This is a genomic window from Rhodococcus gordoniae, assembly GCF_001646655.1.
Classification (GTDB): domain Bacteria; phylum Actinomycetota; class Actinomycetes; order Mycobacteriales; family Mycobacteriaceae; genus Rhodococcus; species Rhodococcus gordoniae.
Genome location: NZ_LPZN01000052.1, coordinates 1 through 12,401 on the forward strand (window position 1 = coordinate 1; position 12,401 = coordinate 12,401).

The following is a 12,401-nucleotide window of genomic DNA, read 5'->3' on the forward strand; positions in this document are numbered from 1 at the left end:
TTACGTACGTATCATGATACGTACGTAACGAATGGTCGAGAGCGACAGCCGGACCACCGGGTGATCACTCTGCCGAGGGGTGGGGGCACACCCCCTCGGCGCACCGCAGCGACGACCCGGGGCCCCACGCCCTCGTCTCGTTTTCTGCCGGAGCTGTGGACGGGATGGTCAGAAGTCCCAGTCTTCGTCGTGGGTGGGTTGCTGGTTGCCGATGACATACGAGCTGCCGGCGCCGGAGAAGAAGTCGTGGTTCTCACCGGCTCCGGGATCGAGCGCGGACAGGATCTCGGGGGCGACCTGGCATTCGGCGGGCTCGAAGGCGGGTGGGTAGCCGAGATTGGCCAGTGCCTTGTTGGCGTTGAAACGCATGTAGGGCAGCACCTGTGGCGTCCACCCGGTGTGGTCGTAGAGGGTGTGGGCGTAGTCGACCTCGTTGGCGTAGAGGGTGTGCAGCAGGTCGTAGGTGTAGTCGCGGTGCTCTGCGCGTTCGGCTTCGGTGACTTCGGCCAGTGCGCGCCGGCATTTGTAGCCGATGTAGTAGCCATGCACCGCTTCGTCGCGGATGATCAAGCGGATGAGGTCGGCGGTGTTGGTGAGTTTGCCGCGCGCGGACCATCGCATGGGCAGGTAGAAGCCGGAGTAGAACAGGAACGACTCCAGCATGACCGAGGCAGCTTTGCGTGCGAGCGGGTCGGCGCCGCGGTAGTAGTCGACGATGATCTGCGCTTTGCGTTGCAGGTACGGGTTGGTTTCGGACCAGTCGAACGCGGCGTCGATCTCAGCAGTGGTGCACAGGGTGGAAAAGATCGAGCTGTAGCTCTTGGCGTGCACGGACTCCATGAACGCCATGTTGGTCAGTACCGCTTCTTCGTGCGGGGTGACCGCGTCGGCGATCATCGCGACCGCCCCCACGGTGGCTTGGGCGGTATCGAGCAGGGTCAGGCCGGTGAAGACCCGGACGGTCAGCTGTTGTTCGTGGTCGGTCAAGCTCTGCCAGGAGGCCAGGTCGTTGGACAGCGGGATGCGTTCGGGCAACCAGAAGTTGCCGGTGAGCCGGTCCCAGACCTGGGCGTCGGTGGGATCGGGCAGCCGGTTCCAGTTGATCGCGTGCACACGATCGACCAGCCGTCCGGTCACGAGCGGGCCCCACCGTCGAGGGTGAACAATCCGGTGCCGACGCCTGCGCGGGCGGCGGTGAAGCGTGCGATGACGTCGGGCCAGTTCACCAGGGACCACAGTCGGTCGATGTAGTCGGTTTTGACGTTGCGGTACTGCAGGTAGAACGCGTGTTCCCAGGCGTCGAACACCAACAGCGGTGTCGTGGTGGGTGCGACGGAGATGTGATGGTCGTGGATCTGGTGCACCACCAGTCGGGCACCGAGCGGGTCCCAGGCCAGCGCGCCCCAACCCGAGCCCTGCACGCTCGCGGTGGCCGCTGTCATCTCGGCGCGGAACGCGTCGAAGCTGCCGAAGAACTCGTCGATCGCGGCGGCGAGTTCCCCGTCGGGACGGTCACCACCGTCCGGGGACAGATTGGTCCAGAACATCGAGTGCAGGCTGTGGCCGGCCAGATGGAAGGCCAGCGTGCGCTCCAGGCCGGGCAGCCGGGCGAAATCTCGCGCCTGGCGCATGTCGGCGAGCTGTTCGAGTGCGGTGTTCGCGCCCTTGACGTAGGCGGCGTGATGGGCGCTGTGGTGCAGCTGCATGATTTCGCCGCTGATCACCGGTTCCAATGCGCCGTAGTCATAGGTCAGGTCGGGTAGCTGGTAGACGGGCATCGGCCGGTTTCTCCTCGCTCGGGCAGGTCACGGGGCTGATACCCGACAACGCTAACTCGAGTTCGGCTAACCGAACAAATATTTTTGCCGTACCGTGAAGTTGTCGGAGTGTGTACCGACAGCCACGAGGGCGGCCCGCGCCACTACACCCCGGCGCGGGCTGCCCTCGCCCTCGCTACGGTGACGGCGGCGATCGCGCGAGCCCCCGACAGGTGAGTGATTTCCCCGACGGGCCGACCATCGCCCCCCACAGGTACGGCACGGTGCAGTGGGCTGCCCGTGTCGATCGGAGACAGCACCACCATCAAGCCTGGCAGCAGGTGAAGGTCAGCACGCGGCACGTTCGTGTTCACCGTCGAAGACATCGACGAGGACACCGGCATGGCCATGATCGAGGTCGACGCCGACAGCCCGCTCACGTATCCGTGGCCGGCGCGCATCACCGATCTCGTGCCCCGTCGAGGATTGACTACGAGGGCTCTTCCTCGTGCCGGTCGCTTCCGCTTCACCTGTTTGGCGGGCGATAACTCCTTTCGCTACGGTGACCGCTGCAATCACCCGAGTTCCCCGACAGGTGAGTGATTCCCTGACGGGTCGAAGGATGGTCCCCGGCGCCCCCGCCGGGGACCATCGCCTTTTCTGCTGCTGGGCTGTGCGTACAGCGGACGACACCGTGACTACTTTCGGCGTGTGGAGGACAGGACACGAGCCATCGGAGATGCCGCCGATGCGATGACCGACGATGAGCTCGAGACCGCGATTGCGGCGCTACACGCCCGGGAGCGGGAGCTTCTCGTCGCCGGGGACAGCGAGGCGGCGTTCGATCTGATGGGCACGAAGTTAGTGTTGCTGTCCACGCTGGAAGGGCGGCGGAAGTAAGCGGACCTCGTGTGGGTTCGGTTTTTTCTATATTTCCGTCTTCTGCGGTATTCGGATAGTGGTCGGTGCAGACAGTTTCGTTGAGGGCCACTGCGCGCGGCCTTCCATGGCCCCGATACTGCTCGTTCCACGATGTTCCCGCAGATGGTGCAGTGAATGACCGAACTGCACAGGGGCGAATCCCCTCTGGAAGCGTGTCTCTCCCGGGTGCCCGTCTCAGCTCGTAGAGGGCCGAACTGTTGTCGCAGGGTGTGTGTTGAGAGGCCACGCTGCCAACACCACGATTTGCCCTGGCGGAGGAGTGGACAGCGCACGGGTAGCGATGCCCGACATCGACACCTTCACGTGTCGTCGGTCCTACAGCTGCGGCCCGAGGTGCAGGTCCTGCGTGGGTGGCTGGTGTTCATGTATGGCCGGAGGTCGACTGTTCGGTTGTGGTGGGGTGTGGTGGACCTGCGGTGGTCCGTGGAGAGCCTTCGCTGTCGAGAGCGGGCCCTGCTCCTCCCCTACCTCGTCGGGATGCGGGAAATTCCGGTGCGGCTCGCCGTCGGCGGGATTCGGTTCCGCTGCCTCCGAGACATCGACGGTCCCGGTCGACGTGGCGTGGCAGGGTTCCTCGGCCGCTTGGATTGCGGTGGTCAGCGGCTCGTAGGTCTCGTTGCGTTCCGGGTAATTCTCCAGCAGGGCGTAGCTGCGGTGGGCCAGCACATCCCAGTGCCTCTCGTACCGTTGCGCGGCGTCGACCGTGCCGAGGTCCGGGGCGGCGGCGGGGAGCTCGGTGGTGATGGCGCGGGCGAGTTCGGCGGCGAAGGCTTCCCGGCCGGCAACTCGCATGGCGTCCTCGAGGGCCGGGTCCGGTTCGATGCCTTCGGGGGGATCGTCGTGGTAGTTCGCTGCGTGGGTTGCGGCACAGAGCGCGTCGGGGTCGATGGTGCGCCAGTCGATGGTGCGGCCGGGGTGGTCGTGGACGAGCTGGTCGGTCATGAGTACGACGGCGACCGACTGGACGCCTTCGGTTTCCTTCTGGATGGCGGCAATGTGGCGTCCGAGCTGGTGGGGGTCGGTGAGAGTGTCCTCGTCCGGGGCGGCGATCACAGGGTTGGTGTAGGCGGGAGTGTCGCTGATGATCGGCATGAAGTCGGTGTGCAGCTCACGGTGGATGACACTTGCGTGCAGTTCACTGCCGTCACCGGTGATGTCGCGGTGGGCGAGGTAATCGGCGGTTCGCAGTGCCAACTCCCAGGTGATGAGGCGGCGCAGCCGGGCGGGGTCGCGTTCGTCGAAGGCATTGACCGGGGCTCCGGTGTCGTAGCGCATGGTGTTCTTGCCTGCTGCCGGATCGAACAGGTCCTTGTAGCGGTGGTTCGGCTCCGGTAGTGCTGCGGCGGCGCGTTCGGCGGCGAGGGTGGAGGTGCCCTCGAGAATTCGGCGCACGGCAGCATCGTGTTCGGGGCCGTACTCGGTGCGTTCGGCCAGGTTCAGGCCGATGCGGACCAGGGCGTGAGCGTTGTCGAGTTCGGCTCCGCTCAAGGATCGCTCCCGGGTTACCTCGCGGAATGCCTCAGTGGCGGTGTAGGGGCCGCTGCGGTCGCGGTCGTAGTCGCGCATCATCGCTAGGTGGCTGACCAGGGAAAGAGCGGGTCGGCCGGGCACAGGCTCGATGGGTGCGTAGCCGGTGACCGGCACGACGGCGAGGGTGAGGACATCGGCGAGCAGTCTGGGATCTCCGCTCTCCGCGGTGACGTAGCGGGCTGCGGACAATGCAGCGAGATCGACGCGATCGGTGTCGATCACCCATCCAGCCTTGATGGCGACGCGCCGGAACAGCTCGAATTGGCTTCGAGAATTTCCGTCGGGAAAGGGATGGATTTCCGTAAGACGTGCCCAGTAGTCGGCGAGGCGGGTGACGAAGGTGCGGTGATCGAGTCCGGTCAGGTTGTTCTCGGCGGCGAGATCGGCGAACAGTTCCTCGACGTCGGTGGCGGTGTCCTCCGGGCTCGAGTGCGTGATCGGAAGGTTCCCCTGCGTGGTGGCCACGGTCTTGTACTGGCCGGCCCATGAGTACACGCGATACAAACCGCGCCGGTGGATCTCTCGCAGGAAATCGCCGGTGAACTTCTCGGGCGACGGGACCTGCGCGAACTCGTACATCCCAGCCGCGAAGGCTCGGTCCTCGATGCGTTCGAGTAGGCGTGCATCAGTGATGCCGAGAAGGTTGATTCGGACGTCGGTTCCGGGGATGTAGCCCTCGGATTCGGCGGCCGATCCGGTCACTCCGCGTCCTCGCTGTGCGGGAGGAGCTCGTTGATCAGATCGTCGAGCGTTTCACCGGCCTCGAGCCTGTCGATAATCGTGCGGGGATCTTCGATGTCGAACTTGCCTGCCATTGCGTTGGCAGCGCGGATGTTCTGGGCAATGTGATTCTTGAGAGCTTCTTCGCCGTGTGGAGCGAATATCTCTCGGAATGTCTGATCGTGGTTTTCCTTGTCGGTCATGGTCTCCCCCTCGCGAGCGTCGGACTGTCAGAGCGGAGGCAGGCTCCCCTCCCCCATCGCTATGTCTACTTGATGTTCCCGACGGTAGGCGCAGCGCCGATACGGGCGCGAACGTGCTCGAGCCGGCAGGTGGCGGTGCGTTGAGCGCGGCCGATGGCGACCATGTGCTCGAACAAGTCGTGTTCGGGCAGGGTTTCGGCGGCTTCGGTGATGGCGGCTCCGGCGGTGCGAAAGCTGCGGCGATAGGCGGCGCTGACGACGGCATGGGCGTAGTAGGGCGCAGCGGTGGGATCGGCGCCGGCGGTGGTGGCGGTGGTCAGGGCGTAGGCGAGGCGGCGGCCGTGGTGACCGGCGAGCCGACCGTGGCGCTCGAGGTGGGCCAGAACCATTGCGGGGTCGTGGGGTTGGCCGGTGCTCATCAGTGCGGCGATGGCGTCGAACAGTTCGGCGTGAAGTGGCTGGTGGAAGTCGTCGGTGGTGAGCAGGTCCACGATGTCGGCGGCCGCGGCGCGAGTGGCGAACAGCAGCGCGCACAGCAGCAGGGTTTCGGTGTCGGCGTCTGGGGGCGCGAACTCGTCGGCGCTGAGGTAGCGGTCGAGATCGGTCTGGTCGGTGACGCTCATGCGCTGATCCGTTCGTCGAGGGCGTCGGCGATGTCGAGCACGGGAGTCGGGTCGGGGTGGCCGATGGCCGAGTGGCCGATGGCGGCGCGAGCGATGACGCTTCCGTCGATGGTGATGGTGACTGCGCTACCGGCGGGCGCACCGTAGGCGAGCGCGAGCGTGCGCGCTGCTTCGGCGGCGTCGGAGGCGGCGGCCGCGTGGGTGAAGGTGCAACCGGAATCGGAGCGCGCGACGGTGGGCGCGGTCAGCGTGACGGTCCAGACGATCATTGCGGCGCTCCTTCGACTTGACGGGGTTTCCCCAGGTATTCGTCCATTGTCGCTTAATTATCATGCTTTATGAAGACTTTTCGATGAGTTTTACATGATTGTGTGGTTGTTTTTTGATTCTTTTATGATGGGTAGGTGAGGGCCGTGCCGGAGCCGTCGACCGGGGTTCGATGCCCCGGTCGACGGCCATGCGTGCCGGGGCCGGCACCCGGCGAGCGGTCCGGCCCGGTGGGCGGCCGATACGACCGCCCACCGGAAGGGGGCGTTACTGCTCGTCGAGGGGGTCGAGTCCGGCGGCGCGGCGCTCGATGTCGGCGAGGGTGTAGCCCTGGGCTTCGATGGCGCGCAGGTAGAACTGCGACAGGTCGGTGGGCTTGCGCCAGTGCTCGACGCCGACCTGGGATTCGAGGGCGATGAGGATGTGGGCGCGCAGCAGGACCAGGGCGCGGGGGTCGGTGGCGCTGGCGAGCTTCGCGAGAGTGTCGGACGTGGGGAGCATCTGTTCGGCCAGGGTGCGGGCGTGATAGGCGGCGGGGATTTGGGGCCACTTCATCAGCACTGTTGCCACGAATGAGGCGGTGCCCTTGGGGGCGGTCTTGCGGGTGGTCTGCTGGGCGATCCACTTGCGGCGGACCTCGGTGGCGGCTCGCCATTCGCGGTTGTTCTCGATCACTTCGCGCCGCTGAGCTGCGCGGTCCTCGGCACTTTGTTCCTGTTCGGACTCGGCGGGGCGGGGGTGTCCCCACCAGGTGCGCCAGGGAGTGTCTTCGATATTGACGACGTGCCAGTACAGCGTGGTCTCGTGGTTTTCGACGACGTTCTCGCGGGGAATCATCCAGTCCTCGCGGGCATCGCTCTTGGGTAGCTCGTCCACGATGTAGTCCGCGTCGATCTCGTCGCCGCTCTCGCGGTCGAAATAGGTGGTGCAGCTGCAAACGTACAGCCCGAGGTGTCCGAGGGCGGCGACTTCTTCGATGGCGGGCGTGTTGCCTTCTTCGTCGGTGACGCGCTCGACCAGCTGGCTGGTCCCCTCCCCCACTCGCTCGTGAAGAGCACCGAGCGGCACGGCGGCGATGGAGTGTTCTGCGAGGTACACCTCGGCGCGGGCCAGTGCGGCGTTGCGTTCGGTGCGGCGCAACCGTTCGGCGGCGAGTGCGTGGTCAAGCCGTCCGCTGCCGATGGCCCACTCGATGCGGCGGACGGCAGCGGGATCGTCGCCGAACTCGGCGAGGGCGGCGGCTTGTTCGATGGTCAGCTCGCCTCGTTGCACAGCGTCCCGCTGCTCGGCGTCGCGCAAGGTCAGGGCCGCCTCGATCTCGGTGCGGGGTGCCTTGGTGCGACGGGCGATCTTGGTGGAGGTCAGTCCGTGGTCGGCCAGGGTCTCGAACAGGGCCAGGCGTTCGCCGTTGGTGATCGCGGCGCGGTGTTCGTTCTCGCTCCACTGGGTGACGAGCCGTTCGACGGCGGCGTCGGTGCCATCGCCTTCGTCGCCGACGATGAGGGCGGGAATCTGGGTCAGTCCGGCCTCGAGGGCTGCGGCGGTGCGGCGGTGGCCGGTGAGCACGCGCAGGGGTCCGGCGGCGGTGCGGCACACAGTGATGGGGGTCAGAACCCCTTGCTCTGCGATCGACTCGCGGAAGGCATCGGTCAGGCGCAGGTCATGGCGGATGTTGGAGTCCGTGAGCAGGTCAGCAGGGTCGACGGTGGCGAATTCGGCGGTGCTTCCGTTGTTCATGACTCAAGTTTACATCTGTTTTGATGATTTTTCGATGATTATTTGATTCTTTTCTCGTGCCTTTCTGGTGACTGCTGTCACACTTTTTGCGCTCTGAGCTGGGGTTTTCCGTGAAACGACAACGGCCCCGCCGGGGCGGGGCCGTTGGTTTAGCCTTCCGTGCGGTCGTGAATGGGCAGGATCATGGATCGGTGGCCGAGGTACCGCTCGGACAGCTCGCCCAGTCTCGAGTCGGAGGTTCCGGCGTAGTTGCCTCCGAACATCACCACTCGTCCCGCCTCGGTGAGTTCGTACCGACGACGGTCGGCGTTCCATTCGACTCCGACCAGAGCGGCATAGCCGCCTTCGATGAAGGCGTGGCGTCGAATCCGCACGGCGACGGTGGGGCTGATCTGCTCACGGCCCCCGACGTGGCTTCGCACTCCGTGGGCGGTGCAGCCGGACGGCAGCGACGTAATGCGGCCCGTGCGGGCGCGGCGCTCGTCGAGGACGCCGACCAGAAGAAGAGTGTCGGCGGCGGCGCTGATACCGCCGTTGGTGCAGTCGCCGAGGCGGTGGGCGCGGTAGACATCGAGCAGGAGACCGGCGGGGCGATGGTCGTTCTCGTTGTTGTTCATGACTCTAGCTTACATCTGTTTTGATGCTTTTTCGATGTTTCGTTGGTTCTTTTCCGGTGCTTTTCTGGTGATGCCGGTCACCCGTTTTTGGGCTCTGACCTGCGGTTTTGCAGGTGCATCGGGGTGGTTCGGTGGCGGTGGTGGAGCGGGCACCTCGGTCGGTCGGTGCTGCCCTGGTGAACCGGGCGCGGTGACTGCCGGGCAAGGGCGGGTTTTCCCTTGCTCGGTGGTCGGCGGGTCCGGTAGGGCCGTGGTGTGGTGACCGGGCGCGGTGCACGCGGAGCAGCGGGAACCTTGGGAGGGAGGGACAGGGGTCCGGGGGCGGAGCCCCCGGGGATCGGTAGAGCGATGTGGTCGGGCCGGGAGTTTCTGTGCCTGTACACGAGGCCCGCATAGACCGAAGGCCCCGACCAGGAGGTCGGGGCCTTCAACGGTTGGACTGTGGGGCGGTCAGTCCTCGTCGGTGCTGTCGTTCTTGCTGCCGCGGGTTTTGCGCCGGCGCACCTTCTCCACCTCGGGGAAGGGCTCGCCGCCGTTGTATTCCTCTTCGAGCTTGTGGGTGTACTCGGCGATGGCGGCCTCGATGAAGCTGTTGAGACTGCCGTGTGCGCCGGGGTAGACACCGCGCAGACCCTTTTGAGCGTTGGTCGCAGCGTCGATGACGGATTCGGCGAGGGTGAACGTGCGCCGGGTCAAGGTGGGTTGCTGCACGATCTTCTTCGGTGCTGCGGACCGTGCCGGGACGTTCTCGTCGGGAGCTTCGGCGTCGAACATGCTGCGGATGTCGCTCATGACTTCTTCCTTTGGGTAATGGTGGTGGCCAGGTCGTCATAGACCAAGGCGTGACGCCAACCGTCCTTCGTGTCGGCGAGGGATACTCCGTCGTTGACGGCCCTCTTGATCGGCTCGGCGGATCGGACGCTGCCGAGGACGGGGATGCCGGCCTCGGTGAATTGGGTGGTCCAGGCGCGAGCGAGGACCGTTCCGGACTGCACCTTGTTGAGGATGGTGCCGCGGACCCACAGAGTGCTGTTGTGCCGCTTCTTGATGCTCTGGGCGTACGAGGTCACGCCCTGCATGGCCGCGATGCTGAAGTCATGCGCTTCGTTGAGGACGATGAGCTGGTCAGAGGCCACGAGCGCGCACATCTCGAGGGCATTTCGCGTGGGGGAGCAGTCGATGAGGATGTAGTCGTAGCGGTCACGGATCGGCTCGAGTGATTCCCGCAGGACGTGGGGGCCTTCGATGGGATCGTTGGTGATGTTCTTCTCGGCGGCGATGAGGTGGGCCGCGTTCGCAGGGGCGGCGATGAGATCGACGCCGGGGCGTATTGCATCGAGGATCGCCTCGGCAGCGGGCTTTCGGGTCTCCGGGTCTATATCGACGATGTGATCGGCGGTCACCTTCGCTGCGGCGCGGAGGTCGGGCTGCAACTTGGTGAGGGTGTGGGTGAGGTTGCCGGAGGGATCAAGGTCGACCAGGAGCACCTTTTCGCCGGCACGGGCGAGGGCTTCACCGACGTTGAGCACGGTGGTGGTCTTGCCCACCCCGCCCTTTTCGTTGCCGATCAGAATGATTTTCGAACTCATGGCCTCCCTTTCCTGATGCAATAATACATCACTTCTGATTCATAAAGCGTGCTTTTCTGGTTCTTATCGGATGGCGGTTTCGTGACTGTTGCGGACTGGGTGGTGTTGCATCTGTTTAGGTGCGATTTTCATGTCAGTGGTGGATGGAACGGCGACGGCCAGGGCTCGATGCCCTGGCCGTCGGCCACCGCTGCCACTGGGGGTGGGGGTGGTGGGTTGAATCTGGTTGCGTTCGCGGGGTTTCCAGTCCTGTCGGCTGGTGCGTGACGCTAGCCAACATCCAACACTATCGGTGGCGCTCGTGCACAGGGGGCCGCTGGGATTCGCGTCGGCTGGTGGTCGGCGGTGGGGTCTGTGCGGCGCAGCCGCTCCTTCGGGTTCGGTTCTCGGCCGGCCTCGCGGTGGTGGCAGACCGTGTAGGGGTGTGGCGGATATGGCGGCGGCCCGAGCCGGGGCCGTGAGGGGCGTCCGGCTCGGGCCGTGTGTCAGCGGATCTCGCGGCACTGTCGGCATTCCCACCCTTGGGGGCGGAGAAGGCAGGTTCGTCGTTCTTCGCAGAGCCAGCAGGTCTGGTTGGCTTTTTCGGCTTCGCCGCGTTCCTGCGCTGCGGCTTTTTCGTGTTCGGCTGTGCGGCGTTCTCGCTCGGTGTCCAGGTCGTTGTGCTGGGCCGCGGTGGTAGTGCGCGCATCATGCGGTAGGCGGCGGCGGTGCCTGCGTCTCGTTCTGCGAGGTCGGCTGCGGTGTAGCTCGGGGGTCGGTCGGATTCTTGCAGCATGGGTCCGAAGATCGTGCGGCAGGTCTGGCAGGGGGTGAGTTCGTCGGTGACGGGCTGTTTGCATCCGGGGATGATGCACTCGGCGAACAGGGATTCGGCGGTCATGGCGTCCTCGCGGCGAGTGGGGACCGGCGGCCGCGAGGGGGTCGCGGCCGCCGGATTGTGGGTTACTGACCTGGGCGGATGGGGGTGTGGGCGTCCTCGGCGCGGGCGTCGGTGATCTTGTCGTAGGGCAGTCGGTCGGTCCAGCTGTAGGCGGTGACGACGGTGACCGACTTTGCGTTGACTCGGATCACCTTGTGCCAGGTGCCGGAGCAGTTGACGAAGCATCCGGGGCGTAGGTCGGCGCGGCTGTAGAGCTTGGGGCCGTCGGTGGCGTCCTGTTCGGCGCGTACTGCGGTCCAGTATTCGATGTCGCGCTCGAGTTCGGCTTTGTTGAGTTCGAGTTGGTGCATGTGGTTGCTGGTCTCGGCGGTGTGTCTGGCAGCGCGGTACTTGGTGAGGTGGCGTTCGATGCTGCGTAGTTCGGCGCTCTGTCGTTCGATGCGGCGGTGGATCACTGCGGGGGTGTAGCGGTGATCGGTGCTGCGGGCGGCGATGCGGGCGGATTCGGCGGCTGAGCGGGCGGCGGCGTCGGCTTCGATCGCGGCGCGGGCGGTGGTGTGGGCGCGGTCGAGGGCGCGGCGGTGGCGTCGTTCGCTGTGATGTCCCACTTTGATGGGTTCTCCGCCTTCGGGCAGTGCGGCACAGGCGTGGTCGTGGCGTGCGTGGGCGGCGTCGGCGGCGGTGGCCTTGCGTTCGGCCTTGGCTGCGAGGGCGGCGGCGCGGTCGGTCAGACGCTCGTTGCGGTTGTGGTGGGCGTCGGTGCCGTCGCGGAGGGTGGTGTCGATGTCGGTTTCGACGTCGTATCCGGCGGCGCGCAGGGCGGCGGCGGTGTGCTCGATGCGGGCGAGGTGGGGGGCGCGGTCGCGGCTGTGCGGGATGTACCAGGCGGTGATGCTGCGTCCCCATTTCCAACCTGCGGTTTTGAGGATCGGGGCGGTGCCGTCGCCTTTGCTGGTGCCGTCGATGGTCGTGCCCTCTGTGGGGGTGTGCGTGATGGTGAGCATGTGCGCGTTTCCTGTTCGGGTCGGTAGTGCGCGCCGGTGGGAAGTCGCGGTGACTCCCCACCGGCGCGGAGGTGGATCAGTACTCGGCGGTGAAGACCGGCCAGTGGGGGCCGGGGCGGGTGGTCCAGCGGAGGATCGGCCGCCAGTAGGTGGTGGTCCGGTAGGCGCGTTCCTCGTGGTGGGGGCACATGACCCACTCGCCGTCGGTGTGGGTGGCTTCGGTGGTGCAGCCGTTGTAGTCGCACCACTGGTCGGGAAGCTCGAGTGTCTGGACGGGGGCGGGAGTGGTCATCGCGTCTTTCCTTCCGGGGTGGTCGGTCAGCTGAGGCCGGATTCGATTGCGGCGCTGATTTCGTCCTCGGTCATGCCTGCGGCACGGGCGGCGGCCTTGGTGTCGCGGGACTCGGCCAGGACTACGGAGATGTCCTTGCCGGTCGAGATGTTCTCGAGCAGGAAATCGATGTCGCGGCCGAGGTTGTGGAGCTTCGCGGTGATCTCTTCCTTGTTCATGCCTCTAGTTTATATCTGTTTT

Annotated in this window: 15 protein-coding genes; 2 read left to right on the forward strand and 13 right to left on the reverse strand. The window is 65.8% G+C overall.

What is annotated here, in order from left to right; genetic code table 11:
* Positions 1 to 168: 168 nt before the first annotated feature.
* A complete protein-coding gene (gene nrdF / locus A8G18_RS18865; RefSeq protein WP_064065073.1) occupies positions 169 to 1,137 on the reverse strand; it encodes a class 1b ribonucleoside-diphosphate reductase subunit beta in 969 nt (322 codons plus the stop codon).
* Positions 1,134 to 1,778, reverse strand: a complete 645-nt coding sequence (locus A8G18_RS18870; protein ID WP_064065074.1) for a superoxide dismutase — start codon at positions 1,776 to 1,778, stop codon at positions 1,134 to 1,136. The genes nrdF and A8G18_RS18870 overlap by 4 nt, the downstream gene beginning before the upstream one ends.
* A 690-nt stretch (positions 1,779 to 2,468) precedes the next feature.
* Between A8G18_RS18870 and A8G18_RS22875 the strand changes: the two genes are divergently transcribed.
* Positions 2,469 to 2,657, forward strand: a complete 189-nt coding sequence (locus tag A8G18_RS22875; protein WP_147290726.1) for a hypothetical protein — start codon at positions 2,469 to 2,471, stop codon at positions 2,655 to 2,657.
* A gap of 357 nt (positions 2,658 to 3,014) precedes the next feature.
* Here the strand turns inward: A8G18_RS22875 and A8G18_RS18880 are convergent, their stop codons facing one another.
* The 8 genes from A8G18_RS18880 to A8G18_RS18915 all read right to left on the reverse strand — a co-directional run bounded on the left by A8G18_RS18880 (position 3,015) and on the right by A8G18_RS18915 (position 9,985).
* Positions 3,015 to 4,931 carry a Fic/DOC family protein gene (locus A8G18_RS18880; protein WP_064065076.1) on the reverse strand — a complete coding sequence of 639 codons (1,917 nt, stop codon included), beginning with the start codon at positions 4,929 to 4,931 and terminating at the stop codon, positions 3,015 to 3,017.
* The gene (locus tag A8G18_RS18885; RefSeq protein WP_064065077.1) at positions 4,928 to 5,152 is read right to left on the reverse strand and encodes a hypothetical protein; all 225 of its coding nucleotides are present in this window, start codon (positions 5,150 to 5,152) and stop codon (positions 4,928 to 4,930) included. Before A8G18_RS18885 ends, A8G18_RS18880 begins: the two co-directional genes overlap by 4 nt.
* A gap of 65 nt (positions 5,153 to 5,217) precedes the next feature.
* The gene (locus A8G18_RS18890; RefSeq protein WP_064065078.1) at positions 5,218 to 5,775 is read right to left on the reverse strand and encodes a DnaB-like helicase N-terminal domain-containing protein; all 558 of its coding nucleotides are present in this window, start codon (positions 5,773 to 5,775) and stop codon (positions 5,218 to 5,220) included.
* A complete protein-coding gene (locus tag A8G18_RS18895; RefSeq protein WP_039585773.1) occupies positions 5,772 to 6,044 on the reverse strand; it encodes a hypothetical protein in 273 nt (90 codons plus the stop codon). The genes A8G18_RS18890 and A8G18_RS18895 overlap by 4 nt, the downstream gene beginning before the upstream one ends.
* A gap of 265 nt (positions 6,045 to 6,309) precedes the next feature.
* Positions 6,310 to 7,779: a ParB/RepB/Spo0J family partition protein gene (locus A8G18_RS18900; RefSeq protein WP_064065079.1), complete on the reverse strand. Its 1,470-nt coding sequence runs from the start codon at positions 7,777 to 7,779 to the stop codon at positions 6,310 to 6,312.
* Positions 7,780 to 7,928: 149 nt separating this feature from the next.
* Positions 7,929 to 8,396 (reverse strand): hypothetical protein, encoded by a 468-nt coding sequence (locus A8G18_RS18905; protein WP_064065080.1) that lies wholly within the window; start codon positions 8,394 to 8,396, stop codon positions 7,929 to 7,931.
* 450 nt (positions 8,397 to 8,846) lie between these two features.
* Positions 8,847 to 9,188, reverse strand: a complete 342-nt coding sequence (locus A8G18_RS18910; protein WP_064062142.1) for a hypothetical protein — start codon at positions 9,186 to 9,188, stop codon at positions 8,847 to 8,849.
* Positions 9,185 to 9,985, reverse strand: coding sequence for a ParA family protein (locus A8G18_RS18915; protein ID WP_064065081.1), 801 nt, complete (start codon positions 9,983 to 9,985; stop codon positions 9,185 to 9,187). The genes A8G18_RS18910 and A8G18_RS18915 overlap by 4 nt, the downstream gene beginning before the upstream one ends.
* Positions 9,986 to 10,467: 482 nt before the next feature.
* On the opposite strand from A8G18_RS18915, the gene A8G18_RS22880 reads away from it, so the two are divergent.
* Positions 10,468 to 10,683, forward strand: a complete 216-nt coding sequence (locus tag A8G18_RS22880; RefSeq protein ID WP_064065082.1) for a hypothetical protein — start codon at positions 10,468 to 10,470, stop codon at positions 10,681 to 10,683.
* A 244-nt stretch (positions 10,684 to 10,927) separates the two neighbouring features.
* Here the strand turns inward: A8G18_RS22880 and A8G18_RS18925 are convergent, their stop codons facing one another.
* The 3 genes from A8G18_RS18925 to A8G18_RS18935 form a co-directional block, all read right to left on the reverse strand.
* The gene (locus tag A8G18_RS18925; protein WP_064065083.1) at positions 10,928 to 11,869 is read right to left on the reverse strand and encodes a DUF3560 domain-containing protein; all 942 of its coding nucleotides are present in this window, start codon (positions 11,867 to 11,869) and stop codon (positions 10,928 to 10,930) included.
* Positions 11,870 to 11,945: 76 nt separating this feature from the next.
* On the reverse strand, positions 11,946 to 12,161 hold the full coding sequence (locus tag A8G18_RS18930; protein WP_064065084.1) for a hypothetical protein: 216 nt from the start codon (positions 12,159 to 12,161) through the stop codon (positions 11,946 to 11,948).
* A gap of 26 nt (positions 12,162 to 12,187) precedes the next feature.
* Positions 12,188 to 12,379 (reverse strand): hypothetical protein, encoded by a 192-nt coding sequence (locus A8G18_RS18935; protein WP_064065085.1) that lies wholly within the window; start codon positions 12,377 to 12,379, stop codon positions 12,188 to 12,190.
* Positions 12,380 to 12,401: the final 22 nt, after the last annotated feature.